General features: G+C 62.8%; 24 protein-coding genes. 11 read left to right on the top strand and 13 right to left on the bottom strand.

All coding sequences use genetic code 11. The features are described from left to right. Positions 1 to 59: 59 nt before the first annotated feature. The 12 genes from K8U54_RS06935 to K8U54_RS06880 all read right to left on the bottom strand — a co-directional run bounded on the left by K8U54_RS06935 (position 60) and on the right by K8U54_RS06880 (position 15,094). Positions 60 to 707 (bottom strand): alginate O-acetyltransferase AlgF, encoded by a 648-nt coding sequence (locus tag K8U54_RS06935; RefSeq protein WP_249909451.1) that lies wholly within the window; start codon positions 705 to 707, stop codon positions 60 to 62. Positions 708 to 722: 15 nt separating this feature from the next. Continuing rightward, positions 723 to 1,826 (bottom strand): alginate O-acetyltransferase, encoded by a 1,104-nt coding sequence (locus tag K8U54_RS06930; protein ID WP_249909450.1) that lies wholly within the window; start codon positions 1,824 to 1,826, stop codon positions 723 to 725. Positions 1,827 to 1,835: 9 nt separating this feature from the next. Continuing rightward, the gene (locus tag K8U54_RS06925) at positions 1,836 to 3,263 is read right to left on the bottom strand and encodes an MBOAT family O-acyltransferase (protein WP_249909449.1); all 1,428 of its coding nucleotides are present in this window, start codon (positions 3,261 to 3,263) and stop codon (positions 1,836 to 1,838) included. Positions 3,264 to 3,276: 13 nt separating this feature from the next. Next, entirely contained in the window at positions 3,277 to 4,698 is a 1,422-nt protein-coding gene (locus tag K8U54_RS06920) for an alginate export family protein (protein WP_249909448.1), read from the bottom strand. Beyond that, on the bottom strand, positions 4,698 to 6,155 hold the full coding sequence (locus tag K8U54_RS06915; RefSeq protein ID WP_249909447.1) for a sel1 repeat family protein: 1,458 nt from the start codon (positions 6,153 to 6,155) through the stop codon (positions 4,698 to 4,700). The genes K8U54_RS06920 and K8U54_RS06915 overlap by 1 nt, the downstream gene beginning before the upstream one ends. A gap of 9 nt (positions 6,156 to 6,164) precedes the next feature. Further along, positions 6,165 to 7,307 carry a PilZ domain-containing protein gene (locus tag K8U54_RS06910; protein ID WP_249909446.1) on the bottom strand — a complete coding sequence of 381 codons (1,143 nt, stop codon included), beginning with the start codon at positions 7,305 to 7,307 and terminating at the stop codon, positions 6,165 to 6,167. Positions 7,308 to 7,320: 13 nt separating this feature from the next. After that, entirely contained in the window at positions 7,321 to 8,853 is a 1,533-nt protein-coding gene (locus K8U54_RS06905) for a glycosyltransferase (RefSeq protein WP_249909445.1), read from the bottom strand. Positions 8,854 to 8,928: 75 nt separating this feature from the next. Continuing rightward, a complete protein-coding gene (locus tag K8U54_RS06900) occupies positions 8,929 to 10,356 on the bottom strand; it encodes a mannose-1-phosphate guanylyltransferase/mannose-6-phosphate isomerase (RefSeq protein ID WP_249909444.1) in 1,428 nt (475 codons plus the stop codon). 89 nt (positions 10,357 to 10,445) lie between these two features. Beyond that, a complete protein-coding gene (locus tag K8U54_RS06895; RefSeq protein WP_249909443.1) occupies positions 10,446 to 11,756 on the bottom strand; it encodes a nucleotide sugar dehydrogenase in 1,311 nt (436 codons plus the stop codon). Between the two features lie 703 nt (positions 11,757 to 12,459). Then, positions 12,460 to 13,521, bottom strand: coding sequence for a serine hydrolase (locus tag K8U54_RS06890; RefSeq protein ID WP_249909442.1), 1,062 nt, complete (start codon positions 13,519 to 13,521; stop codon positions 12,460 to 12,462). A gap of 10 nt (positions 13,522 to 13,531) precedes the next feature. Next, complete coding sequence (locus K8U54_RS06885) at positions 13,532 to 14,605, bottom strand: serine hydrolase (protein WP_249909441.1); 1,074 nt, start codon at positions 14,603 to 14,605, stop codon at positions 13,532 to 13,534. A 96-nt stretch (positions 14,606 to 14,701) separates the two neighbouring features. Next, the gene (locus tag K8U54_RS06880; protein ID WP_249909440.1) at positions 14,702 to 15,094 is read right to left on the bottom strand and encodes a YkgJ family cysteine cluster protein; all 393 of its coding nucleotides are present in this window, start codon (positions 15,092 to 15,094) and stop codon (positions 14,702 to 14,704) included. Positions 15,095 to 15,445: 351 nt separating this feature from the next. On the opposite strand from K8U54_RS06880, the gene K8U54_RS06875 reads away from it, so the two are divergent. From K8U54_RS06875 to K8U54_RS06855, 5 genes are read left to right on the top strand one after another with little or no spacing between them, the layout of a single operon-like run. Continuing rightward, complete coding sequence (locus K8U54_RS06875) at positions 15,446 to 17,134, top strand: histidine kinase N-terminal 7TM domain-containing diguanylate cyclase (protein WP_249909439.1); 1,689 nt, start codon at positions 15,446 to 15,448, stop codon at positions 17,132 to 17,134. Between the two features lie 35 nt (positions 17,135 to 17,169). Next, positions 17,170 to 18,180, top strand: a complete 1,011-nt coding sequence (locus K8U54_RS06870) for a class 1 fructose-bisphosphatase (protein WP_075928794.1) — start codon at positions 17,170 to 17,172, stop codon at positions 18,178 to 18,180. Between the two features lie 3 nt (positions 18,181 to 18,183). Beyond that, a complete protein-coding gene (locus tag K8U54_RS06865; protein ID WP_249909438.1) occupies positions 18,184 to 18,783 on the top strand; it encodes a DUF924 family protein in 600 nt (199 codons plus the stop codon). Between the two features lie 43 nt (positions 18,784 to 18,826). Then, positions 18,827 to 19,081 carry an outer membrane protein assembly factor BamE domain-containing protein gene (gene bamE / locus K8U54_RS06860; protein WP_249909437.1) on the top strand — a complete coding sequence of 85 codons (255 nt, stop codon included), beginning with the start codon at positions 18,827 to 18,829 and terminating at the stop codon, positions 19,079 to 19,081. After that, complete coding sequence (locus tag K8U54_RS06855; RefSeq protein ID WP_434059988.1) at positions 19,081 to 19,644, top strand: lipocalin family protein; 564 nt, start codon at positions 19,081 to 19,083, stop codon at positions 19,642 to 19,644. The genes bamE and K8U54_RS06855 overlap by 1 nt, the downstream gene beginning before the upstream one ends. A gap of 58 nt (positions 19,645 to 19,702) precedes the next feature. On the opposite strand, the gene K8U54_RS06850 is transcribed toward K8U54_RS06855, so the two are convergent. Continuing rightward, positions 19,703 to 20,137 carry a hypothetical protein gene (locus tag K8U54_RS06850; RefSeq protein WP_249909436.1) on the bottom strand — a complete coding sequence of 145 codons (435 nt, stop codon included), beginning with the start codon at positions 20,135 to 20,137 and terminating at the stop codon, positions 19,703 to 19,705. Positions 20,138 to 20,237: 100 nt separating this feature from the next. Between K8U54_RS06850 and pip the strand changes: the two genes are divergently transcribed. The 6 genes from pip to K8U54_RS06820 all read left to right on the top strand — a co-directional run bounded on the left by pip (position 20,238) and on the right by K8U54_RS06820 (position 25,909). Further along, the gene (gene pip, locus K8U54_RS06845) at positions 20,238 to 21,209 is read left to right on the top strand and encodes a prolyl aminopeptidase (protein WP_249909435.1); all 972 of its coding nucleotides are present in this window, start codon (positions 20,238 to 20,240) and stop codon (positions 21,207 to 21,209) included. Further along, entirely contained in the window at positions 21,206 to 21,643 is a 438-nt protein-coding gene (gene dtd / locus K8U54_RS06840; protein WP_249909434.1) for a D-aminoacyl-tRNA deacylase, read from the top strand. The genes pip and dtd overlap by 4 nt, the downstream gene beginning before the upstream one ends. 201 nt (positions 21,644 to 21,844) lie before the next feature. Continuing rightward, the gene (locus K8U54_RS06835) at positions 21,845 to 22,636 is read left to right on the top strand and encodes a transporter substrate-binding domain-containing protein (protein ID WP_249909433.1); all 792 of its coding nucleotides are present in this window, start codon (positions 21,845 to 21,847) and stop codon (positions 22,634 to 22,636) included. A gap of 222 nt (positions 22,637 to 22,858) precedes the next feature. Then, on the top strand, positions 22,859 to 23,821 hold the full coding sequence (locus tag K8U54_RS06830; RefSeq protein WP_249909432.1) for an amino acid ABC transporter permease: 963 nt from the start codon (positions 22,859 to 22,861) through the stop codon (positions 23,819 to 23,821). Further along, a complete protein-coding gene (locus K8U54_RS06825) occupies positions 23,814 to 24,548 on the top strand; it encodes an amino acid ABC transporter ATP-binding protein (RefSeq protein ID WP_073263853.1) in 735 nt (244 codons plus the stop codon). Before K8U54_RS06830 ends, K8U54_RS06825 begins: the two co-directional genes overlap by 8 nt. A gap of 200 nt (positions 24,549 to 24,748) precedes the next feature. After that, positions 24,749 to 25,909 carry an IS30 family transposase gene (locus tag K8U54_RS06820; protein WP_249906380.1) on the top strand — a complete coding sequence of 387 codons (1,161 nt, stop codon included), beginning with the start codon at positions 24,749 to 24,751 and terminating at the stop codon, positions 25,907 to 25,909. Positions 25,910 to 25,976: the final 67 nt, after the last annotated feature.

Below are 25,976 nucleotides of genomic sequence, written 5' to 3'. Positions count from 1 at the left end.
GCGCGCTTTAGGGTCGGGTTGGCCAGGCACCGGCCGGAGGCCGGGCGGTGTGTGCAGCGTCACTCAGCCGGGTCGATGGCGTTGGCTTGGCTGATGGCGCGATAGCCGCTGCCTTCAGGCAGCAGCACGTAGCTGTAGGAGCGACCCTTCTTCAGGAACATCTCCTCGAAGCTGGCCACCTTCTGGTCGCCCGCGTAGGCGGCGAAGGCAATCTTGAATTCGTTGACCATGCGCCCGCCGGTCTGCGCCTTGCCGATGGCGGCAACCACTTCATGTTTGCCATCGGCGGTTTTCAGCGCCGCTGGGGTGTCGGTGAGGTTGTAGAACGCCAGCTGGGCTTTGCGCGGCTCGTTGGCGTAGATGTCCTTGAGCTCGGTCAGAGTGCCGTTCATGTACAGCAGCGTGCTGGCGCTGTTGGCCTTCAGGTCGGTTTCCAGGCGGGTGTTGCCGACTGTCAGCAGCGTCTTGCCCGGAGGCGTGAAGCGGTAGGCGCCGAGTTGCTCGGGGCCGACTTTTTGGGCGGTCTTCTTGCTGCTCAGGCTGACCTCGACGACGCCGGCACTGAGGTTGAGCACCCGCACGAAGGCGGAGTTGGCGGGTGCCACCGCGTCGTACAGGTCGGCGTTGACTTCCTGGGCCTGCACGCCCTGCAGAGCTGGGCCGACCAGGGCCAATGCCAGCAGCAGCCGTGAAACGATTGTCGGCATGATATGTCCTCGACGTTAGAAGGGGTGGTGCTGGGCGGTTTGCCAGCTTTTGGTGCCGTCGCGCTGGGCGAGCACGGTGCGTACTGGAAACTCCCAGATCACGGTCTGGATGTGCGGGTTGCTCAGCAGATCGCTGGCGGTGAACTCGTCCATGGCTTGGAACGGCCCACGGGCCTCCACGGCCACGCTGACCAGATCGTTTTGCATCGCTTCCTTGAGAAAGCCGACGAAGTTCCAGTCGTCGATCTTGCTGTAGCTCGAGCCCACCAGGGCGATGGGCTGCTGCTGTTCACCGAACAGGCTGTCTTCACTGACATCCTGCGCATCGTTGGTGGTCTCGTAGAGCGCGATGGTGACGTTGTCGAACAGCTGGGGTGCCAGGGCCGGGGCGAACTGCACGTAGTTCAGCAGGTCGCCCTTGAGGGCTTTTTCACCCACCTGACGGCTGACGTAGGGGTGCTCACTACGCAGCTGCGGGTACTGCCTGACCAGCTCCTGAGCGGCCAGCCGAGCGCCTGCCGGGCTCCAGTGCGTATCGGTGCGCACGAACAGATCGGTTTCGCCTCGTTGGCGTTTGAAAGCTTGTTGCAGCGCTGCGGTGTCGATCTGACGCTGGCCCAGTTCGCTGACGAATCGCTGGTACAGATCCAGTGCCCGCGGATCGGCTGGCGAGCGGGCATGTTCGGCATAGATATCCAGCTTCATCGGCACCGGCAGCATGACCAGGCGCTTGCCGTGCGCCTGCAGCAGCTGCTGCACCTTGGCGATCCTGTCCAGTTGGTGGTTCAGGTTGGTATCAAGGTCGTTGGGAATCAGGTATTCCTGGTTGGTATACAGCCAGCCATCCTTGCCCAGCACCACGCCGGCACTGCCTTCGCCGAACACCCGATACTGGATGTCGGCCCACAGCCTGACCGACGGATCGCGCAGGAAAATGTCCTTGTCGTAACGCTGCTCGAATTTGCGCAGCAGCTTGCCGTCCATGAACAGCGACAGCGCATCGGTCTGTGACTTGCCGAAACTGAATACGGTGGGCAGCGAATACAGCAGCATGCCGGCCATCATCAGGCAGAACAGGTAGCCGTTGAGTTTGTGGGCCGAACTCATCACCGGAAACATGGTGCTCTCCTAGAACTGGAAGTAGAGGAACGGGGAGAAGGAGTTCGCCGCCAGGCTGCTGAGCGAGAGCAGAAAACCGCACCACAGCAGCAGGCTCTGCACGCCGCCAACGTGGCGCATGAAGTAGCCGGTCTTGTTGCCTGCATAGAAACGCACGTTGTTGATGCCGGCCAGCACCAGCCAAATAACGGCAAGCGTTACGAAGGCGATGGCCATGCGCGATGCGCCCAGGGTGTAGAGGTCCAGCGAGCCAAGGCCATTGAGGCCGAACAGGCCGGCGTAGATGTCCAGGCTGTGGGCCATGTTGCTGGTGAAGAACAGCGGCATGCTCAGGCCGATCAGCAGGCAGGTGCGCATGTTGCGTAGCAGGTTGTAGGGCGTGTTGATCTTGGTGGCGATCCCCAGTTTGCGCTCGACCACCATGGCCACGCCGAAGAACAGACCCCAGCAGACGAACGCGAAACTCGCGCCATGCCACACGCCGGACAGCAGCATGGTGTACACCAGCGCTGCCATCGGCCCGGCGATACGTTTGCGTACCAGCGGCATATAGACGTAATCGCGCAGGAAGTGGGCGAGGGTCATGTGCCAGCGTTGCCAGAATTCGGTGACGCTTTGCGAGACGTAGGGCTGATTGAAGTTCTCGGCGAACCTGAAACCCATCATCAGCGCCAAGCCGATGGCCATGTTGCTGTAGCCGGCAAAGTCGAAATACAGCTGCAGCGTGGAGATGAACAGGCCGAACCAGGCATCGGTGAGTTGCAGCTCTGGTTCGCGGATGAACAGCGCGTTCATCGGCGCCAGGGAGTCGGCGATCAGCACTTTCATGATGAAGCCCAGCATGAAGCGGCTGACCCCCAGCGAGAACAACTCCATGGAGTGTGTGCGCTGCCGCAGCTGGGGCGCCAGCAGGCTGTAACGCAGGATGGGGCCGGCTACCAGGTGCGGAAACAGCGCCACGAAGGCGGCGAAGTCGACCAGGTTATTGGTGGGTTCGGCGTCCTTGCGGTAGATGTCGACGATATAGCTCAGGGCATGGAACACATAGAACGAGATGCCCAGCGGCAGGATGATGTGCTCCAGGGTGAAGGTGTTAATGCCCAGCGGCTGCAGCGCCGCGGCGATCACCTCGACGCCGAAGTTGGCGTACTTGAAATAGCCCAGTGTCGACAGATTGCCGGCGATGCCCAGCCACAGCAGCCGGAACGCCCGGGGTTTGTTGCCCTGATCGAGCTGGGTCTTGATGCGCAGCCCGAACCAGTAGTTCCAGTAGGTGATGGCGAAGAAAAGCAGCAGGAAGTCCGGGCGCCACCAGGCGTAGAACAGGTAGCTGCCCAGCACGATCACGCCGGAGCGCCACGCCGGGCGCGCCAGGTAATAGCAGATCAGGAAGATCGGCAGGAACAGAAACAGGAAGGTGTTGGATGAGAAGACCATGATCCAGGCGTCCTTAGTAGCGAATCACGATGCCCAGCGTCAGCTGGTAGTCGTCGCCGCTCGCCACGGCCTCGCCCGCGCGCAGGTAGCTGGCGCTGACCAGGGTGTTGAGGTTCAGGTGTTTGCCTTCGTGGGCGATGGGGAACATGCGCCAGTAGTAGTTCACGTCCACCACCTGACCGACGTTGCGCCCGTGGTTGGTGCCCAGGGCGATTTGCTGGTTGCGGCCCTGACGTTGCTCGCGGTCGATGCGAATGGGCAGCTCGCCATTCTCGTTGCGCAGGTAGAGGTCGCTGACCTTGAAGTCCAGTGAGGTACGCGGTGTCGGCTGGGTTTCCAGGGCGAAACCGTAGTACTGCAGGTTGCGCACGTTGACGTTGATGAACGAGCTGATCAGGCGTGAGCTGTAACGCTGCGGATCGACGACGCGGTCGGACTGGATGCGGTTGAGGTAAAAGCCGTCGTTCTCGTCATCGGGCTTGTCGGTGATACCGCCGCGCAGGGCGAAGCGTGGCGTCCAGGGCAGCTCCTGAAAGCGCTTGCCGACCTCGCCGAGCACTGCCCAGCCGCGCGTGTCGGCGCTGCTCTGCACGCCGTTGCCGTCGGTGCTGTCGATGTCGCCGCGCAGTGTCGCCAGCTCCAGGTGATAGTCGCTGAGCGGCGTCAGGTCGAGGTTCTGGCCGTCGAAGAACAGGCCGGCGCGCAGGCCCTTGAAGTCCTGGCGGTCATTGATGTCGCTGTCCGAATAGTCGTTTTCATACAGCAAGCGCACACCGGCCGTATGCCCCTGACGCCAGCGCCAGGCGTATTCGCCCAGCGCGTAGAAGATGTCCTTGTCGGTCTCGTCGAGGATGTTGATATCGGTGTTGTAGTAATAGAACTTCTTGCCGGCGGCGAGGAAGCCGCTGCCGATGCTGTCCTGATAGTTGAAACGCACCGACTCGAAGGTGTCGTCCCACCAGATGCCGTACTTGTCCGAGTAGCTCTGGCGACCCACGGTCAGCGAGTAGCGCGGGTCGTCGCCAAGCAGGTTGCGGCGCACGTACAGCTCGCGCAGTTCGGAATAGAAATGCTCGGGCCGTTCACGCGCCTCACGGTTGCTGTTGTTGTCGTCCTGCAGGCCGGTGGACGCCTGGCTGGTTTCGTAGTTGATCCAGGCCCGCCCGAAAACCTGCCACTTGGCCCAGCGTTTTTCGGGTGAGTACCAGGTGAACGAGGGCTCGTAGCGGTAGCTCTGGAAGCTCTCGCGTTTATTGCCGACGGTCGAGTCCTGCGGGCCGTAACCGGTTTGCAGGGTCAGCTTGTGGAACACCTCCGACGTTACCACCGGTTCGGTGAAGGGCATGGCCGGTGCGCTCTCGTCTTGCGCCCAGGCTTGTGGGTGGAGCAGGGCGAGCGTCAGCGCACTCAGACCGTAAAGCTTGCTGGGGTTCATCACGGCGCATCCTTGAGCAGAGTGGCTTGCATGATTTGAGCGTTTTCGAGCTCGGCCTGAGAAAGCGTGCGCTGCAGTTCGAGCGCCAGGCTGCGAGCGCGGCTGTCGCCGTAGTCGACGGCCACCCGCGCATAGGCGTAAGCCTTGACCGGCTCGTAGCAGATCGCCCGGGCGCTGGCGTACACCGACGCCATTCGGTAGTAGGCGGTGGACGAGCCGCCTGCTGCGATGCGCTGGTAGATCGCCAGCGCTTTTTGCTGGTCGGGCTCGTCGAGGCCACCGTGGCTGTACAGGTCGCCCTGCAGCAGCTTGGCATCGCGGTAACCGCTGGCGGCGAGCTCGTTGATCAGCGCCTGGGCCTTGTAGGGATCGAGGGTGGTCCAGCTGGTCACCAGATATAGCGAGACACGCAGCGCCTTGGCGCGTGTCGGCTCGCTTTGCGCGATGCGGTCGATCAGCGCCGCCGTGTCCTCGGCGCTGTTTTCGGTCGGCGACGAGGTCATGAAGTTGACCTTGGCCACCATGGCCGGCACCCAGCCCCGGTTCACGGCACTGTCCAGCCAGAGCAGCGCGTCGCCGCGCAGCGTCTTGGCTTCGTTTTCGATCTGCGTGCGAACCTGGTCGATCTGTTCGCGGCGAGCGGTGCGCTGCGCTTCGGGCAGCCGATCAAGTTCGGCCTGGCTGGGCGGCAGCGGGTAGCGCAAGCCCACCGATCGCTCGGCGCTGATGCTGTCGAGCTGGGTGCCAATGCGGTGTACCACCTCGACCGGCATGCGATTGGCTTCGCCGACCCGGCTGCGCGCAAAGGCGGCGAACAGCGGGTCACGTTGTTCGCCGAGCAACTGGTAGTAACGATCCACGGCGCGCACGTCGCTCATCATCGCCCGTTCGTACCAAGTTCTGGCAGCGTCCGGCTGCTGCTGCCGCTCGGCCAGCACGGCCCGGTAGAAGTCGCTGCTGCACTGCACCAGGCAGGAACGATCATAGAGGCCGATCAGGTCGTTCACTTCAGCAGCGCTGAACAGCTGCGGGTAACTGACGAAGACTTCCAGGCTGGTGTTGAGGCTGCTTACGTCGCGCTCGTGGGCGAAACGCCGCAATGCGTCGGCCATGTAGACGGCCAGCTCCAGGCGCAGGCGCGGGCTGCGATCCAGCAACCGGGCGAGCGAGCCAAGAGCGGCGATGTCCCCGCGCCCGTCATCGAACGCCGCCTGGTATAGCCGGGCGGCCTCGCGGGATCGCGCCGGGTCGCCGGCCAGGACGTTGCCCAGCAGGTGCTGGGCCGCCCGATCCCGTTCGGCCAGCACGCGCAGATCCGCCTCTACCGGCGCAGCTGGGTCCTTGAACAGCGCGTAACGAATCTGCTCCAGGCTCTGCCCGGCGACGGCCGCTGCGCTGAGGCTGATGCTCAGCAGTGTGCTGCTGAGCAGGGTGGCGTAAGGCGGTAGCCGCTTCATGGTCGACCCTTAGAGCTGCGCGGTCATTGGCAGGCCGAGGAACAGATCCACGGACACCGGCTTCTGATAGGCGTCGCGTGGCAGCTCGCGCTCGGGCTTGATGGTCAGCACCAGGGTCTGGTTCTGCTCATCGACACTGCTGGACACGACGCTGCCGTTGATCGGCTCGTCGATGCCCAGCACCTGCATGCGTACCGAGTCGACGCGCGCCATCTTGTCCAACTGGTCGAACGGGATCGTGGCCTTGACGAACAGACCTTCGTTGCGCGGCAGCAGGTGCATCAGCGGGGCATATTTGTAGGCGTAGCCATCGAGCTTCTGGCCGGGGAAGAACACGTCGCAATCGCACGGGCTGGCGATCACCGTTTCGATCAGCGCGCGGCCCATCAGCAGCTGCAGGTCGGTCTGCGACAGGTTGGCCAGGGCCTGAATGTCGGACGGCGTGGTGAAGGTCGCGGCCAGTTGGCTGGACACGCTGGCCACCGGCTCGCCCACCTTGACCTGCCTCTGCTCGGGCTTGAGCAGGTACTTAACGTAGCCATTGTCGGGCATGGCAACCACGTAGGCGTTGGCGCTGACGATGGCTTGGGCCGCCTGCACGCGGAAGAACAGCAGGTAGCTCTTGTAGGCGATCAGGCCGATCGCCGCCAGGCCAAGGCCCAAGAACAGCAAGGTGCCGACTGCCGCCTTGAGGCGGTCGCCCGCGGTGCGCGAGCTGTTGTGCTTCTGCTTGCGCTCCTTGATGTAGTTCTCGCGCTGCATCACGTTGAACAGGCCGTTGATGTCGGCGATTTCGCCGGACATGTAGGCGCTGATGATGTAGCGCAGGATGTCGCGCTTCTGGCGATCGAGGTCGACGAATTCGGCGCCGACTTCGTGACCACGCTGGGAAACGATCTTGATCTTGGCATCAATGCTCAGGTCGATCTGATTCAGCTTGAGGCGGATCGAGGCATTGAACAGGCTGCCTATCGTCAGCGGCCGGTCGTAGATTAGGCCCAGGCCGCCGAGGGAAATATCCTGGATCTCGCATTCCAGATTTTTCAGACCATTGCCGTCGAGCAGTACCTTGGCCGGGATCTTGGTGCGCACGTACTGACGTTCGTCGATGGCTTCGTGTACGACATTGGTGGGTAAGACTGAAGAGGTCATAGCAGTCGCCTACTTAAGGTTTCGTGAAGTCGATCAGGACCGAGATGACCCCGAAGAAAATGGCCAGCGAAGACAGCAGCATCGCTTTCGAGGTCCAGCGGTTGAGGGCAGCATCGAAATTGCCGCTGCCATTGCCGAGCGTGGTTTTCTGCCGCGTCCAGCTCTGCCGATCCATGTGGAACATGGTGTAAACCTTCATCGCCGAACCGACGATCTGGTTGTAATAAAGAACGAACGGGTAAACCGGCGACACCGGGTGATTGGCGAAGAAGAACAGCAGCGTCACCAGCGTGCGCGACAGCAGCACCCAGAACAGATAGAGCAGCAGGTACTGGATGCCGAACAGCAGGCCGGCGACCACTGAGGCGGACAGGCCCATCAGGCAGGTCCACATGGATACGCGCTGGTCGTACAGCACGTACATGGTGAACAGCCCGAGGCGGTCCATGCCCAGCAGCGTGGTGGCGCGGAAGTTCTGGCGCAGTGAGTTGCCGTACCAGCGGTACATCAGCTGGCGGGTCGCGCGCAGGAAGCTGTTGTCTGGCGGATGCTCGACGGTCAGGGTGTGGCTGTCGGGAACGTAGAAGGTGTCCCAGCCGGCGCGCATCAGGCTGAACCAAGACGACTTGTCATCGCCGGTCAAAAACTGGAAGCGGCCCAGGCGCCAGTGGTCGAGGAAGTCGGCTTCGACATCCTTGATGAACTCCGGGTTGGTCATCACGCTGGCGCGGAAGAACGACAGCCGCCCGGTCAGCGTCAGCACCCGCTTGGAGAGGGCCATCGAGCACATGTTGATGTGCCGCTGCACGAAGCGCATGGTGTGCCACTGCTTCATCAGCGTGCTGCCTTCCACCTCGCAGAATTCATTGGTGGTGATGCCGCCGACGCTGGGCAGGTAGGCGAACAGGCTCACGGCCCGCTCGACGCAGCCGGGTAACATCATGGTGTCGCCGTCGACCACGCCGACCACGGCGTTTTCCAGAGGCATCTGCCGTGACAGGGCACGGAACGCATGGGCCAGACCGTCGCGTTTGCCGGTGCCGCGGGCACGCACGATGATCAGCTTGATGTCATCACGGCCCTGGATTTCCTGGCGCATGATGTCCTTGATGAAGTTCTCGTCACCCTTCTCGACGATCGACGCGATGATGGTGCAGGGTACCGGCAGGCGCTGCACTTCCTGCAGCACCGACTGATACACCTTGAAGGTGGTGTGGGTCGGGATGCGAAAGCTCGTCACGATCATGAACATGTGATCGGGCAGCGCCGCCGGCCCCATGCGCTCCACGGCCTTGCGCATGCGCGGAAAGCGCCAGTGCAGGAAGTACATGCCGCGCAGGTAGTGAATGGCCGCGTTGCCGTAGCGCCACATACCCAGCGCACCGATGATGAAGATGAATTTCTGGTGCGACGGGTCCAGATACTCCGGCGAAACCAGTTCGGCGGCCAGGGCGATCAGCGCGGACAGACACGCCCAGCCGCAGAACTTGCCAAAGATCGCTGATGTTTCTATCCAATCCAGTGCACCGGAAACATACCTGCGCATGTGTTCTAATCCCTTTGTTGAAACCGCTCCTCATCGCCACGCGGCGGTGAGCCGATGGTGATGAGAAAGAGGGTGTTAATTGAGCGTGGCGTCCGTTCGGCCGTATACGTCGTCGAAACGCTCGATATCGTCCTCGCCCAGATAGCTGCCCGATTGCACCTCGATGATCTCCAGGGGAATCTTCCCGGGGTTGGCAAGGCGGTGTACCGAGGCGATGGGGATGTAGGTCGACTGGTTTTCCGAGAGCAGGAACGTCTTGTCGTCGCAGGTGACTTTCGCCGTGCCGGTGACCACGATCCAGTGCTCTGCCCGGTGGTGATGTTTCTGCAGCGACAGGCTGGCGCCGGGTTTGACCATGATGCGCTTGACCTGGAAGCGGTGGCCGTTGTCGATGGAGTCGTAGCTGCCCCAGGGGCGATAGACCTCGCAGTGGTTCTCCGCTTCGGGCCTGCCCTGGGACGACAGGGCGTTTACCAGATGCTTGACGTCCTGCACGCGATCCTTGTGGGCAACCATCACAGCGTCCTTGGTTTCCACAACCACCACGTCGTCGAGGCCGACCAGGGTGACCAGCTTGTGGTCGCTGTGAACCAGGCAGTTGCGGCTGTCATGCACCATGACGTCGCCGGTGTGGCTGTTGCCGTTGGCGTCCTTGGCCTGCACATCCCAGATTGCCGACCAGGAGCCGACATCGTTCCAGCCGGCGGACAGCGGTACGACGCAGGTGCGCTCGGCCTTTTCCATCACCGCGTAGTCGATGGAGTTGTCCGGGCAGCAGGCGAAGGCGTTCGGGTCAATGCGGATGAACTGCAGATCCGCTTCGCTCTGGCTGAGCGCCAACTGGCAGGTGTCGTAGATATCGGGGTCGTGACGCTTCAGCTCTTCGAGGTAGCGGCTGCAGCGGAACAGGAACATGCCGCTGTTCCAGAAGTAGTCGCCGCTGGCCACGAATTCGCTCGCGCTGCTCAGGTCAGGCTTCTCGACGAAACGCTCGACCGCCAGCACGCCGGCTGGCAGCTGTTCGCTGCAATCTCCGGCCTTGATGTAGCCGTAACCGGTTTCCGGACGTTCAGCCGGTACCCCGAACAGCACCAGCTCACCCTGCTCGGCAGCCTGGCGGGCGACACTCAGTGCGTGATGAAAGGTGCCCAGCTGCTCAATCACGTGGTCGGCCGGCAGTACCAGCAGAAGCTCGTCGCGTCCCTCCGCGAGCAGGTGCATCGCCGCGATTGCCACTGCCGGCGCGGTATTGCGGCCGAAAGGCTCGAGAAGAATCGTCTGGGCGTGGCAGTCGATGGCCGCCAGCTGTTCGCTCACCATGAAGCGATGACTTTCGTTGCAAACGATCATCGGCTTGCCCATGCCTTCGTGGGCCAGCCGCTGAAGGGTTTGCTGAAACATCGTCTGGTCGCCGGTCAGGGCCAGAAACTGCTTGGGGTAAAGCTTGCGCGACAGCGGCCAGAGCCGCGAACCGCTACCGCCGGACAAAATCAGGGGAGTCATCTGGTATCTCCTTTGAGCCTCTGCTCACACCAATGCAGCTTTGAACCATGGGGCTGGCGGCGCTGCCGAGGGGCGCGCCGTTTAGCTGGCTACCAGCAGATCCCTTCTTTGGAGGCGTTGCTCGTGTGCGTCATGAAACCGAACAGGTCAATGCACTGCTTGTCCTCGCCCGCGCTTCTGAGCACCTCGGCAAAGCGGCTGTCGCCGTTGCCGATCACCAGCACGTCGGACTCGTTAACCACCTCCTCGAGCTCCTGGCAGAGCAGCGAGGAGACGTGGGGGATTTTCGATTCGATGTACTCCTTGTTGGCCCCGAAGACCCTGGCGTACTCGACGTTGCTGTCGAAGATGCGCAGGTCGTAGCCCTTGCCAATGAGCATTTCGGCCAGCTCGACCAAGGGGCTTTCCCGCAGGTCGTCGGTGCCGGCCTTGAAGCTCAGGCCGAGTAGGCCGACCTTGCGCTTGTCGTGGCTGGAGATCATGTCGTAGGCGCGTTTCACCTGGACGCGGTTGCTGGGCATGATGGCCGATAGCAGCGGGTGCTCGACGTCCATCTGGCCAGCCCGGTAGGTCAGCGCACGCACGTCCTTGGGCAGGCAGGAGCCGCCAAAGGCGAAGCCGGGGCGCAGGTAATAACGCGACAGGTTGAGCTTGTGGTCCTGGCAGACAACGTCCATCACGTCACGGCCGTCGACGCCGCACGCCTTGGCAATGTTGCCGATTTCGTTGGCGAAGCTGACCTTGGTGGCATGCCAGACGTTGCAGGTGTACTTGATCATCTCGGCGACTTCGATGGACTTGCGAATGATCGGTGCGTCCAGTTCGCTGTAGAGCGCTTGCAGCAGGTCGCCGGACTGCTCGTCCAGCTCGCCGATAACCGTCATCGCCGGGAAGTCGTAATCCTTGATCGCGGTGCTCTCGCGCAGGAACTCGGGGTTGGTGGCAACGCCGAAGTCGACCCCGGCCTTTTTGCCAGAGGCCGCCTCGAGCAGCGGGATCACCACATTCTTCACCGTGCCTGGCAGCACTGTGCTGCGGATGACAACGGTATGACGATCCGTCTTGTCGCGCAGCGCCTGACCGATTTGGGTGCACACCGACTCCATGTAGCCCAGGTCGAGATCGCCATTGCGTTTGCTGGGCGTGCCGACAGCGATAAACGACAGTTCGGTGGCCTGTACAGCCTCGCTGACGTTTGTGGTTCCCTTCAAAAGGCCGTTGCTTACGCCCTTGTCCAGAAGTTCTGCCAAGCCCGGTTCGACGATGGGCGATTTGCCCTGATTGATCATGTCGATCTTGGCTTGCGATACATCGACGCCCATTACTTGGTGGCCGCGAGCAGACAAGCAACCGGCACATACTGCGCCGACATACCCCAGACCGAAAATACTGATTCTCATGGATTATCTTCCTGATAAGGATTGGCAGGCGTAATGATTTTTTAATGCGAAGGCACTGTTCATCGCCACGCTGAGTTAGCGCGGGATTAAGTAACGGTTGGTTCGCAAGTTGTTGGTCTGGGGTGGTTCGGCGGCGATCTTATGGTGGTTTTATTTTTGCGACAAGAGAAAGTTTTGGCAAAGTGCCATGTGGCTTTAATTATTTTTTTTATTAAATTAAATCAATGGCTTAAAAATGCCGTATTTATAGCGTCAAAAAAATGATCTCTTTATTGACGCCTTTTTCCACGTTTCTGGCGGCGCTTGGAAGTAGTTATTTCCAGAGCGGATTTTCTATTTTAATTTAAGTGGCTCTTAAATTTTTGGCCGCTTTCCGGGGGTTATTTCAATATGGTGTGCATTGTTTCATTTGTTTGACTGCGCGCCTATGCGTATTCCGGGCAGGCGCCGGTTAGTGTTTAACGACAGGGCATAAGTGTTGTAAGTGGTCTCTGTTTTCTGGCGCCAGAGTTATGTTGTGGGCAGGATTCGGACGCTTTGCTGATCATTTCTGGCATTGGCAAGAAGCGTGCGCGGCGAGTATCGCGTCGCGTGCAGGCATGCCCGCTGTGGATTGATCGCCCCTGGCCGCGGGTGGGCTGCCGGATAAGCGCGCCTCGCAGGTCAGGCGCAGGGCCTGTCCAGACGCTGCTTTATGGTGGGCTCAGGCAGCGCCCGCGGCGTTGCCGTCCAGCACCAGCTCCTGGATCGCCTCGCCGACCTGCTCGAACAGCTTGCCGGCCTCGGCATCCTCATCGAGCGCCTCGGCGCAGGCAAGGATCACCAGGGCGTCGTCGCCTTGCGGGTTGGCGATGCCCATATGGCAGGCACGGTGCTGCTGGGTGCCGGTTTTCTGGACGAAGGGCAGTTGCTCACTCAGGCCGGCCTCCAGCCGATAGGCCTCGTAGCTGTCCAGGCCCATGATGTCGTAGAGCAGCTCGGTGCTCGCGTCGGACAGCAGCTCGCCTTTGGCCAGTTTGCCGAACAGTTGGCCGTAGGCGACCAGCGTCGCGCTGTTCAGGCCGGTGTCGTAGTAGCGCCGGTAGGCTTCGTCGAGGTCACGGGTCTCGAGCTGATCGGTTTTCATATCCAGGGCATTGGCCACCGCTTCGACGCGCTTCGGGCCGAGCGGCGCGGCGGCGATTTCGACGATCTGGCGATTCTCCAGTGAGCGGGCGTCGGGGTGCAGTTGCCCGTACAGCTCGCGGCGCACGTCGAGCAGGCGGGTGACCTTGCCAAAGTCGCCGCCGGCGGCTGCCGCGATGCGCTCGTTGATGCGCTCTACGCCGGCTGCGCGAATCAGCATGTCGGCGGCGGTGTTGTCGCTCTCCTGCAGCATCTCGCGCAGCAGTTCGCCGACGCTGTAACGGGCGCCGGCGTCTTCCCACACCAGGCCGCCGGAGCCGTCGACCCGGTCGCCTTCCTCCAGGGTGATCGGCTGGTCGAGCTGCAGCTTGCCGTCGTCGACCTCCTGCAGCACGGCGATGGCGATCGCCGCCTTGGTGGCCGAGGCCAGGTACCAGCGGCGATCGGCCTGGTGGTTCAGCTCGCTGCCGTCGGCAGGGCGCAGCAGATAGACGCCCAGCCTGCCGGGGGAGGCCTCGTCCAGTTCGCGCAACCGCTCGGCCAGCGCCTCGAAACCTGCGTCGCGCTGGGGCGTCGCCCATAGCCAGAGCGACAGCGCCGCGCAGCCGAGCAGGGCGAAGCCGGCGAACAGGGTTTTCATGGGCAATCCCTCAATTGAGTGCGTCACGGGTCAGTACGCCCGATGCCGTCAGCGCTTCGCCAACCTGGCGCAGGGCGCGCTCGGCCTTGACCAGCGACGTTTCGCCCTGCACGCAGGCGACGATCAGCACCGGCTCGGCAGTGCCGCGTTCGGGCGTCTGGATCAGCCCCGAGTCACAGATGCGTGCGCGTTGGGTGCCGGTCTTGTGGGCGAAGCGGGCGTCTTTCGGCAGTCCGGCGAGCAGGCGCTGGGTGCCGGTCTTGACCCGACCCATCACCGACAGCAGGTAGGCAGTCTGCTCATTGCCCAGCGCCTGGCCGGTGGCCAGCCGTTCGAGCAACTCGCCATAGGCCAGGAGCGTGGCGGCGTTGAGGTTGCTGCGGTAGTAGGCGGCGTAGGCCTCGCCGAGGCTGATCGGTGCCAGGGCCGAGCGCGGTACGCCGAGCAGGCTGGCCAGGCGGTCCAGGCGCGCGTCTTCCTGGCGCGCCTGGCGCAGGCGCAGCAGATCGCGTCCGCCGAGCTGCGCGGCGGCCGGGTGCAGTTCGGCATAGATATGCCGGCGCACGTCGCCCAGGGTGGTGATCGGCTCGAAGCCCTCGGGCACCAGTTCGCGAACCAGGCCATTCAAGGCATCCAGGCCGACCAGGCGAATCAGCCGGTCGGTGGCGGTGTTGTCGCTGTAGATGATCATCTGCTCGAGCAGGAAGCGCACGCTCAGGCGCTCGCCGGGACCGTACTGGTTGGTGCTGCCGGCGCCGTCGACGAAGTCGTTGGCGACAAGGGCCAGGCGTGTGTCGAGCCCCCAGTCGCCGCGTTCGACACCGCGCAGCACGGCGATGGCCACCGGTACCTTGATACCGGAGGCCATGTACCACAGGCGTTCGGCCTGCAGGGTCACTGCCAGGTTGCTGTGCAGATCCTTGACGTACACGCCGAGCTCGCCGTCCTGCTTGGCGGCTATCGCCTGCAGACGTTCGAGCAGCGGCTCCTGCCATTCAGGCCGCCTGGTGTCGGCCGTGGCGGTGCCTGCCAGCATTGCGCCGAGGGCGACGAGCAGGAAGCTGGCGAGCAATTGGCAGCGCATGTGAATCCTCCGGGTGGCGGTACGGGCCGGTGTGGAGGATTCGAGGCATCGGCGAAGCGAGGTGTTCAGGTGGGCGGGTAACCAGACGTTGCAGCCTTATTTGGGGCGCCAGGCGCAATAGCCGGGACGCGGACCGACCCTGGGGTGATTGCGGCAGGTATCCGGGCGGCGCTCATAGATGGTGCACAGCCGGGTCTTGCGGTCCAGGTAATAGCAGTCGTTGTTGCTCATGCGCGTCAGGGTGAAGATCCCGGACTTCTGGTTGAAGCGCTCGACCAGCCCGTCTTTCTGCAGGCGCCTGGCAATGTTGCGCGGCGGCTCGCCGCGTTCGAACTCGTCGACCACGCCGATGCGGATCAGGTCATTGAGGCGCACCTCGACCGGCAACTGACAGCAGCTGGAAATGCAGCTATGGCACATGTCGGCGGTATAGCGCGCCCAGGTATCGAGGCGGTCTATTTCCGCGGCGGCGATCAGGTTGCTTTTCATCTCGGAGGGTTTCGCGTAGTTGGCGGCGCGCGATCATAGCGATGTTGCGGAAATTGTGAACAGCTATCCGCCAACTGGCGTTCATGCGCCTGCGCCGCGGTAACGACCAGGCAATAAAAACCTGCTGAAAATGTGATGAATTGCAGTATTGTAGCGACGAAAATTCTTGCCCTACCTGTCTGCATCCCTGAGTGGCTCGCGGCTCGGGTCGACTCTAGGCTGCCAGGTGCCCGGTCCTGGCCTCTTTCCTGAGCCTGTTGCAATGGATGCGTCCGCCTTGCTTGCCTCCCTCTCGCGTTGCGCTGCACCGCGTCTGGCCCTTTCTCGCCGCCAGGCGGGCAGGGTGGCAGCATGAATTCGTGCCTGGTCAATGCCTGGCGCCTGGATTTCGCCGTACTGCTGACCGTGGTGGTCTGCGTGGGCGGCGTGCTGCTGGCCCGCTGGGTGATCAACCAGCGCGATTTCCCGGGGCGCGACACCTTCATCCTGATGCACCTGGCGAGCATGTGGTGGATGGCCATGGCCGGCCTGGAGGTCGCCTCGGTGGCACCTGCGTGCAAGATGCTCTGGGCCACCATGTCGTGGCCGGGCATCATCAGTGTGCCGACCTTCTGGGCGGTGTTTCTCTGGCAGTACGTGAGCAGCGTACGCAAGCCGCTGAGCCGCCGTTCGATGCTGGGCATGATCCTCATGCCGCTGCTGATTTGGCTGGTGGTGCTGAGCAACCCCTGGCACGGCCTGTTCTATGGCGCCGCCACGGGGCCGGTGTCCGATGAGCCGGGGGCGCCGATCCATTACGACCACGGCCCGTTGTTCTACGCCACGGCGGTGTACGTCTACCTGTTCATGAGCTTCAGCCTGGGGGTGGTGCTGCGTGCCGCCTTGATCAGCCATGGCGTGCACCGGCGTCATTACCTGGCGTTCGTACTGGTTACCGCGGTGCCCTGGTCGGCCAACATCGCCTACGTCGGTTTCGGGTTCGTGGTGTTCGGCGTCGATCCGACGCCGTTCAGTTTCGTCTTCACCCTGGCAGCCTTTTCCTGGCTGATCCTCGGGGTGCGGCTGTTCGACATGGTGCCGGTCGCTCGGCATTTGCTGCTCGAGGCGCTGCCCGATCCGGTGATGGTGGTCGATACCCAGTGGCGGGTGATCGAGGCCAACCAGGCGGCCCTCAAGCTCGGCGGGCTCGAACGCGACTGGCAGGGACTCCGGCTGAAGGACTGGCCGGGGTTCGGCAGCGACCTGCAGGCGCAGCTGGTCGAGCAGGGTGAGCTGCGCGAGCCACTGCTGATCCAGAGCGACGCCGACCACTATTTCGAAGTGCGCATGCGGCCCATCGAGCGGCTGACCCGCCACGGCATCCTGGTGCTGGGCCAGTTGCTCTACCTGCGCGACGTCACCCAGCGGCAGATCGCCAAGCTCAAGCTCGCCGAGGCGCTGGCGCTGAGCGAGGAGCGCCTGCGCACCATCAGCAGCCTGCACGAGCAGCTGCGCGAACAGGCCCTCTGCGACCCGCTGACCGGGCTCTACAACCGCCGCTACCTGGACGAGCTGTTCGGCCGCGAGCTGGCTCGGGCCCGGCGCGAGAGATCGCCGCTGGCCCTGGCGCTGATCGACCTCGATCACTTCAAGCGGCTCAACGACGAATACGGGCACCTGGACGGCGACGACGTGCTCAGGAACGTGGCCCAGTATCTGCTGGTGAACTTGCGCAGTTCCGATACGGTCTTTCGTATCGGCGGCGAAGAGTTCCTGCTCATTCTCCCCGGTGCCGATGCCCGTGAAGCGACCAAACGCCTCGAGGCCATCTGCCAGGGACTGGCGCAAAAACCGATCGAAACCCGCAGTGGCGTGCGCCACGTGACCCTCTCGGCTGGCCTGGCATTGTGGCCCGAACAGGGCAAGGCGCTCGACGAGCTGCTGCAGGCTGCCGATGCCGCCTTGTACGAAGCCAAACGTCGCGGACGTAACCGCGTGTGCAGCCTGCTGCCGCGCGTTATCCCTGCGGCGGCTGAGGCACCCGTTCCTGGAAAGGGTTAAACTCCTTTCGATTACCTTCCTTCCCGGAGTCCTTCATGTCCCGCGTTACCCTGAGTCGTTACCTCATCGAGCAGACCCGTAGTCAAAACACCCCGGCCGATCTGCGCTTCCTGATCGAAGTGGTGGCGCGTGCATGCAAGGAAATCAGTCATGCCGTTTCCAAGGGCGCCCTGGGTGGCGTGCTGGGCAGCATGGGCACCGAGAACGTGCAGGGCGAAGTACAGAAGAAGCTCGACGTGATTTCCAACGACATCCTGCTCGAAGCCAACGAGTGGGGCGGTCACCTGGCCGGCATGGCCTCCGAGGAAATGGACAATGCCTACCAGATCCCCGGCAAGTACCCCAAGGGTGCCTACCTGCTGGTATTCGACCCGCTGGATGGCTCCTCGAACATCGACGTCAACGTGTCGGTCGGCACCATCTTCTCGGTGCTGCGCTGCCCCAGCGAATACCTGAGCCAGAACGAAAGCCTCAACGAGAAGGCCTTCCAGCAGCCGGGTACCCAGCAGGTCGCCGCCGGTTACGCCATCTACGGTCCGCAGACCATGCTGATCCTGACCCTGGGCAACGGCGTCAAGGGCTTCACCCTGGACCGCGAGCTAGGCAGCTTCGTGCTCACCCACGACAACATCAGCGTGCCGGAAAGCACCGCCGAATTCGCCATCAACATGTCCAACCAGCGCCACTGGGAAGCCCCGGTCAAGCGCTACGTGGACGAGCTGCTGGCTGGCAAGGAAGGCCCGCTGGGCAAGAACTACAACATGCGCTGGATTGCCTCGATGGTCGCCGACGTGCACCGCATCCTGACCCGCGGCGGCCTGTTCATGTACCCGCGCGACAGCCGCGAGCCGGACAAGGCCGGCAAGCTGCGCCTGATGTACGAGGCCAACCCGATGTCGTTCATCATCGAGCAGGCCGGTGGCGCCGCCACCGACGGCGTGCAGCGCATCCTCGACATCCAGCCCGACTCCCTGCACCAGCGCGTGCCGGTGTTCCTGGGTTCCAAGGAAGAAGTCGAGCGCGTCACCGGCTACCACAAGGCCTGACCGATGGCGCCCTGGCAGCCGTTGCTCGACTGGTGGTTCGGCCCCGCGGGCACGGCCGTGCAGAGCGCTGCCGAGAAGCAGCGGCTGTGGTTCGGCAAGCGCGACGAGCAGGATGCCGAAGCCAGCGATCGCTTTGGCGTGCTGGTCGAGCAGGCGCTGGCCGGCGAGCTGCAGGGCTGGTCGGCAGACCCGCGTGGCTGGCTCGCCCATGTGCTGTTGCTCGACCAACTGCCGCGCATGATCCACCGCGATACGCCGCTGGCCTTTGCCGGCGATGCCCGCGCTCGCGAACTGGCGGAAGAGGGCATCACCCTGGGCTGGGATCGGGCGCTGTCGCCCCTGCAGCGGGTGTTCATCTACCTGGTGCTCGAGCATGCCGAGGATCCCCATCAGCAGACCCGCGCCGTGCAGCTGTTCGGCGAACTCGCCGAAGGGGCTGGCGATGCCGAGCGCGCGCTGTTCGCCGGCTTTCTCGACTACGCCCGGCGTCATCAGCAGGTCATCCAGCGCTTCGGGCGCTTCCCCCATCGCAACGAGATTCTCGGGCGCGCCAGCAGCGCGGACGAGTTGCGCTTTCTCGCGGAACCGGGCTCGCGCTTCTGACGTCGAACCGGCATCCGGCATTCATAGACCACGGAGATATCCCATGCGCCTGCGCTTTCTCGCGCTGCTGGCGGGCTGCGTCATGCTGGCCGCCTGCGGCAAGGTCAACCAGGAAAACTATGCCAAGCTCTATTCGGGCATGAACAAGGCCGAGGTGGAGGATCTGCTGGGCAAGCCGAGCGAATGCTCCGGCGCGCTGGGCATGTCCAGTTGCACCTGGGGCGATCAGGTGAGTTTCATCAGTGTCCAGTACGCCGGTGACAAGGTGATCATGTTTTCTGCAAAAGGATTGAAGTGATGAACAAACGTACCCTGGGCGTGATGGCGCTGGGCGCCCTGCTGCTGGTCGGCTGCGCCAATTCCGGCACCGGCGAGGCGCCGCCGAAGACCGTCGAATCCGTCGACCTCGAGCGTTACCAGGGCACCTGGTACGAGGTGGCACGCCTGCCGATGTTCTTCCAGCGCAAGTGCGTGGAGTCCGAAGCTCACTACGGCTTGCAGGACGACGGCAGCGTATCGGTGACCAACCGCTGCCGCGAGGCCGATGGCCAGTGGACCCAGGTCGAGGGGCGTGCCGTGCCCCAGGTCGAAGGCAAGACCGACAAGCTGTGGGTGACCTTCGACAACTGGTTCAGCCGCCTGCTGCCCGGCGTGAGCAAGGGCGAGTATTGGGTGCTGGACCTGGACGACGACTATCAGACCGCCCTGGTCGGCCACCCGAATCGCAAGTACCTGTGGCTGCTGTCGCGTACCCCGACGATTTCCAATGAAGTGCGTGACGAACTGCTGTCCGTGGCCCGCGCCCAGGGCTATGACACCGACGAGCTGATCTGGCGCGAAGGCGCCAAGCCCGCCCAGTGATTGCGCCGCTGATAGCGGATCCGGCCTGACTGGATCCGCTATCACCTTCTGCTCGCATTCACTCCCATTCCAGCCGCGCCAACTTCCATTCACCGTCGTCCTGCCACCATTGCAGCTTCACCGCGTAATGCCGGGCGCTATTGGGGATCAGCCCTTCGGCACCGGTCAGGCCGACCTGCGCGTCCGTGTAACCCTTGTCGCGGTACGTCACATCCACACGGCTATCCTTGCTCAGGGCCAGCACCTTGACGTTGTTGTGGCGCAGGAACAGCAGGGTCATGGTGCGCTTGGCCCATTCGCGGTCGTTGGCCTGCTGGGCGCGGAATTCGCTGTGCAGTTGGTCCATCACTGCTGAGGTCTTCTTGGCTTCGAGGTTGTCCTGCAGCTGCTGCACCGCAGCTTCCAGCCTGGCCTGCGGGTCGTCCTTGGCGCCGCAGCCGCTGAGCAGAGCGCCGAGCAGCAGCAGGGGGGTGGCAAATTTCCGTATCGACATGCCGAATTTCCTTTTCATGGTTATGATGCCTGAACGAGCGCAGTAGCCCGCCACGCGCGAGCGGCCCGAGCCTAACTCAATTCTTCCTCAGGAGGGCACCATGCAGACGCTGTATCCGGAGATCAAACCGTACGCCCGTCACGAGCTGGCGGTAGACGCCCCGCACGTTCTCTACGTGGACGAGAGCGGCTCGGCGGATGGTCTGCCGGTGCTGTTCGTGCACGGCGGCCCTGGCGCCGGTTGCGATGCGGCGAGCCGCCGCTACTTCGACCCGAACCTGTACCGCATCGTCACCTTCGACCAGCGCGGCTGCGGCCGTTCCACGCCCCATGCCAGCCTGGAGAACAACACCACCTGGGACCTGGTCGCCGACATGGAGCGTATCCGCGAGCACCTGGGTATCGACAAGTGGGTGCTGTTCGGTGGCTCCTGGGGTTCGACCCTGTCGCTGGCCTACGCCCAGAAGCACCCGGATCGCGTGCAGGCGCTGATCCTGCGTGGCATCTTCCTGTGCCGCCCCCAGGAGTTCAAATGGTTCTACCAGGAGGGCGCCAGCCGGCTGTTCCCCGATTACTGGCAGGATTACTTGGCGCCAATCCCCGCCGAAGAGCAGGGCGACCTCATGCAGGCGTTCTACAAGCGCCTGACCGGCGCGGACCAGATCGCCCAGATGCACGCCGCCAAGGCCTGGTCGTGCTGGGAAGGGCGCACCGCTACCCTGCGGCCCAACCCGCAGGTGGTCGAGCGTTTCGCCGAGAGCCTGCGCGCACTGTCGATCGCCCGTATCGAGTGCCATTACTTCGTCAACGACGCCTTTCTGGAGCCCAACCAGTTGCTGCGTGACATGCCGAAGATCGCCCACCTGCCGGGCATCATCGTGCATGGCCGCTACGACGCCATCTGCCCGCTGGACAACGCCTGGGCGCTACATCAGGCCTGGCCCAACAGCGAGCTGCAGATCATCCGCGAGGCAGGCCATTCGGCCGCCGAGCCAGGTATCGCCGACGCCCTGGTGCGCGCCGCCGACGAGATCGCCCACCGCCTGCTCGACCTGGCGCCGGACGAAGCATGAAGGCACTGCTGCAACGGGTGTCCAGCGCCCGCGTGGATGTCGCCGGCGAGACCCTGGGCGCCATCGACCAGGGCCTGCTGGTGCTGGTCGGCATCGAGCCGCAGGACACTGAAGCCAGCTGCGCCAAGCTGCTGCACAAGCTGCTCAACTACCGGGTATTCAGCGATGCGGCGGGCAAGATGAACCTGTCGCTCAAGGACATCGACGGTGGCCTGTTGCTGGTTTCCCAGTTCACCCTGGCCGCCGATACCCGCAGCGGCCTGCGCCCAGGCTTCTCCAGCGCCGCGCCGCCCGCCCTGGGCGAAGCGCTGTTCGACCATCTGCTCGAGCAGGCACGGGCGCAACATCCCCAGGTCGCCAGCGGACGTTTCGGTGCCGACATGCAGGTGCACCTGGTCAACGACGGGCCGGTGACCTTCCTGCTGGAAACCTGACCGAGGCCGTTCACTGGCCTGCTTCTTGCCTCCTGAGCCGCGGCTCTGCGCTGCCCTTTGTCGCTGATCCGGCGCGTATCTCTCGCCATCGGCGGCGATCACGGTTAGCATGCCGCGCCGCCTTATCGAAGGGCCAGCCGCCTGCACCGTACGGGTGCATGAGCCTCAGCCCATCTAATCGTTTGCCTTTCAGGAGCAAGAATGAAAAAGCTTGTCGCCTCACTGCTGTTATCCGTCTGCGCCTTCACCGGCCTCGCCCAGGCTGGCGTCATCGACGACGCGGTCAAGCGCGGGACCCTGCGCGTGGGCATGGACCCGACCTACATGCCCTTCGAGATGACCAACAAGCGCGGCGAGATCATCGGCTTCGAAGTCGACCTGCTCAAGGCCATGACCAAGGCCATGGGCGTCAAGCTGGAGCTGGTGTCCACCTCCTACGATGGCATCATCCCGGCTCTGCTGACCGACAAGTTCGACATGATCGGCTCGGGCATGACCCTGACCCAGGAGCGCAACCTGCGCATCAACTTCTCCGAGCCCTTCATCGTGGTCGGCCAGACCCTGCTGATCCGCAAGGAGCTGGCCGACAAGGTCAAGAGTTACAAGGACCTGAACAGCGCCGACTACCGCATCACCTCGAAGATCGGCACCACCGGCGAGATGGTCGCCAAGAAGCTGATCGCCCAGGCCAAGTACAGCGGCTTCGACAACGAGCAGGAAGCGGTGATGGACGTGGTCAACGGCAAGGCCGATGCCTTCATCTACGACGCCCCGTACAACGTCGTGGCGGTGAACAAGGCCGGTGCGGGCAAGCTGGTGTTCCTCGACGAGCCGTTCACCTTCGAGCCCCTGGCGTTCGGCCTGAAGAAGGGCGACTACGACAGCATCAACTGGATCAACAACTGGCTGCACCAGATCCGCGAAGACGGCACCTACGATCGGATCCACGCCAAGTGGTTCAAGAGCACTAATTGGCTGAAAGAAATGGAATAAGCGGAACCTGCCCACGACCTGCTGCGCGTCGGTCCTGCTGCGTTGAAGACAGTCTCGGAATGCTCATGTACACCAGTACACTGCGCTTCCTCGCCTTTCTTCGCCTTGCATGACTCTAGCTCGCGAGCTCGTGAACAGATTCCCTGCTTCATCTCCGCTACACCCGGCGCGCGGCTAGTCCGCGCGCCGTCATGTTGGCAACTCAACGGGTAGACACTCACCGTGGCTAGACAGAAGAAAGCCCAGTGGCCCTGGCACCTGCTGACCGGGCTGATCCTGGTCGTGGGTATCCTGGCGATCTGGTATTCCACTTCGCTGATTTCCTACGAATGGCGCTGGAATCGCGTTCCCCAGTACTTCGCCTACCACGCCGAAGAGGCGCAGCGCGCGGCTGACTACGGCAGCGTCGAGCGCATCAGCCGTGAGGGCAGTGACGCCCTGGTCACGCTGCTCGGTGAAAGCGGCGAACAGCAGCAGCTCAGCGTGGCCGGCGACAGCCTGCAGCTCAGCGAAGGCGACGACGTCGCCGAGGGCGATGTCATCGGCGTCACTCGTCATTGGGCCGCCGGGCCGCTGCTCTGGGGCCTGTGGACCACCCTGTGGATTTCCGTGGCGGCGGGCGTGTTCGGCTTGCTGATCGGCCTGGTCACCGGCCTGTGCCGGCTCTCGGCCAACCCGACGCTGCGCCACCTGTCGACGATTTACGTCGAGCTGGTGCGCGGCACGCCGCTGCTGGTGCAGATCTTCATCTTCTATTTCTTCATCGGCACGGTGCTCGATCTGTCCCGCGAGTTCGCCGGTGTGGCGGCGCTGGCCTTGTTCACCGGCGCCTATGTCGGCGAGATCGTGCGCGCCGGTGTGCAGTCCATCGTTCGCGGCCAGGATGAAGCGGCCCGCTCCCTGGGCCTCAGCGCGGCGCAGTCGATGCGCCATGTGATCCTGCCGCAGGCGTTCAAGCGCGTGCTGCCGCCGCTGGCCGGGCAGTTCATCAGCCTGGTCAAGGACACCTCGCTGGTCTCGGTGATCGCCATCACCGAGCTGACCAAGAGCGGCCGTGAAGCCATCACCACCTCGTTCTCCACCTTCGAGATCTGGTTCTGCGTCGCGGCCCTGTACCTGGTGATCAACCTGCCGCTGTCGCAGATCGCCAACCGCCTGGAACGGAGGCTCGCGCAAAGTGATTGAAGTCCGTGATCTGATCAAGGTGTTCGACGCCCGCGGCCAGCAGGTGCGCGCCGTCGATGGCGTGACCACCCAGGTGGCACGCGGCGAGGTGCTGGTAGTGATCGGCCCGTCCGGCTCCGGCAAGTCGACCTTCCTGCGCTGCCTCAACGGCCTGGAAGAACTGGACGAAGGCTCGGTGAGCATCGATGGCCTCGATCTCGCCAACCCGAAGACCGACATCAACGCCTACCGTCGTGAAGTCGGCATGGTGTTCCAGCACTTCAACCTGTTCCCGCACATGACCGTGCTGGAGAACCTGTGCCTGGCGCAGAAGGTGGTGCGCAAGCGCGGCAAGGCCGAGCGTGAAGCCAAGGCGCGGGCATTGCTCGACAAGGTCGGCATCGGCCAGAAGGCCGGTGAGTTTCCGTCGCGCCTGTCCGGCGGCCAGCAGCAGCGCGTGGCCATCGCCCGTGCCTTGTGCATGGACCCCAAGGTCATGCTGTTCGACGAGCCGACCTCGGCCCTCGACCCGGAAATGGTCGGCGAGGTGCTCGACGTGATGAAGCAACTGGCCGTGGAAGGCATGACCATGGTCTGCGTCACCCACGAGATGGGCTTCGCCCGCGAAGTGGCCGACCGCGTGCTGTTCTTCGATCACGGCAAGCTGCTGGAAGACGCGCCGCCTGCCGAATTCTTCGCCCAGCCGAAGGATCCGCGGGCCCAGGCGTTCTTGCGGCAGGTGCTGTAGCGAGAAGGGTTGGGCCGCCTCAAGGCAGAAGCGGCCGCTCCCAGCGTAGGGTGGACAACGCTCTTTTTGTCCACCATTGCGATCGCAGAGCGGTGGACGGGTAAAACGTCGTCCACTCTACGAAAGGCCACTTGCGCCGGCGGATTCAATTGGTCAACGCAACACCATAATTCCTGTGTAAGCAGGTAGGAGTGTTGCAGATGAAGCAAAGACCTCGAATCTATTACACCGAAAGCCAGAAAGCGCTGATGTGGGCGCACTGGAGAAGAGGAGACTCTCTCCAGCAGATCGCCCAGCTCTTTGATCGCAACCACTCCTCGATACAGCGCATTTTGGCGCAGACAGGAGGGATACGACCGCCGATACGTAAACGCTCAAGGCTCGCGCTTACGATGGCAGAGCGTGAGGAAATATCGAGATCTCTCGTTGCAGGGCATTCGATTCGCCTGATTGCTCTACAACTTGGCAGAGCGCCCTCGACAGTTAGTCGGGAGATAAGCCGCAACGGCGGGTTGCATCACTATCGAGCCAGCTATGCAGATCAAGCTGCATGGGATCGAGCCTGCCGCCCTAAGGTCTGCAAACTTGTCCAAGCTCCGCAGTTAGCGCAACTTGTGGCTCAGCGGTTGCAGATGCAGTGGTCACCAGAACAAATAGCTGGTTGGCTACAGCGTACTTACCCAAATGAGCCGAGCTATCACGTGTCCCACGAGACGATCTATCGCAGCCTTTTCATACAGGCACGTGGCGCCTTGAAAAAAGAGCTGCTTGAGCATTTACGGCGCACTCGAGCCATGCGTCGCTCACGCCATCACACCCAAAAAACAGATAACCACGGGCAAATTCTTGATACGGTCTCTATCAGTAAGAGGCCCGCTGAAGTAGCTGACCGTGCTGTACCTGGTCATTGGGAAGGTGACCTACTGTGTGGCAGTAAGAACAGCCAGATCGCCACGCTTGTCGAGCGTCACAGCCGCTATCTGATGTTGGTGAAAGTAGCCGGCAAAGATACGGCTACGGTAATCGATGCGCTTATAGAAAATGCTCAAAAGCTACCTCAAGAGCTTTATCGATCTCTGACCTGGGATCGGGGCAAAGAGATGGCTGCGCACAAGCGATTTACCTTGGCAACGAACATCCAAGTCTACTTCTGCGACCCCAAGTCCCCATGGCAACGTGGCTCAAACGAAAATACGAATGGGCTGTTGAGGCAGTACTTTCCCAAAGGCATGAATCTATCTGAGTACTCTCAAGACAAGCTCGATGAGGTAGCAAGACTATTAAATGAGCGACCACGTAAAACACTCGACTTTGCGACTCCTGCCGAGTGCTTTAATCAGTACGTTGCGTCGACCGGTTGAATCCGCCCCACAATGCGGCCACTCAGGCGCGCATCGAACACGCATTGCCCCGGCAGTTTTCCAGAAC

This window comes from Pseudomonas fulva (genome assembly GCF_023517795.1).
Lineage (GTDB): Bacteria > Pseudomonadota > Gammaproteobacteria > Pseudomonadales > Pseudomonadaceae > Aquipseudomonas > Aquipseudomonas fulva_D.
This window is presented reverse-complemented; position numbering and strand designations above follow the sequence as displayed.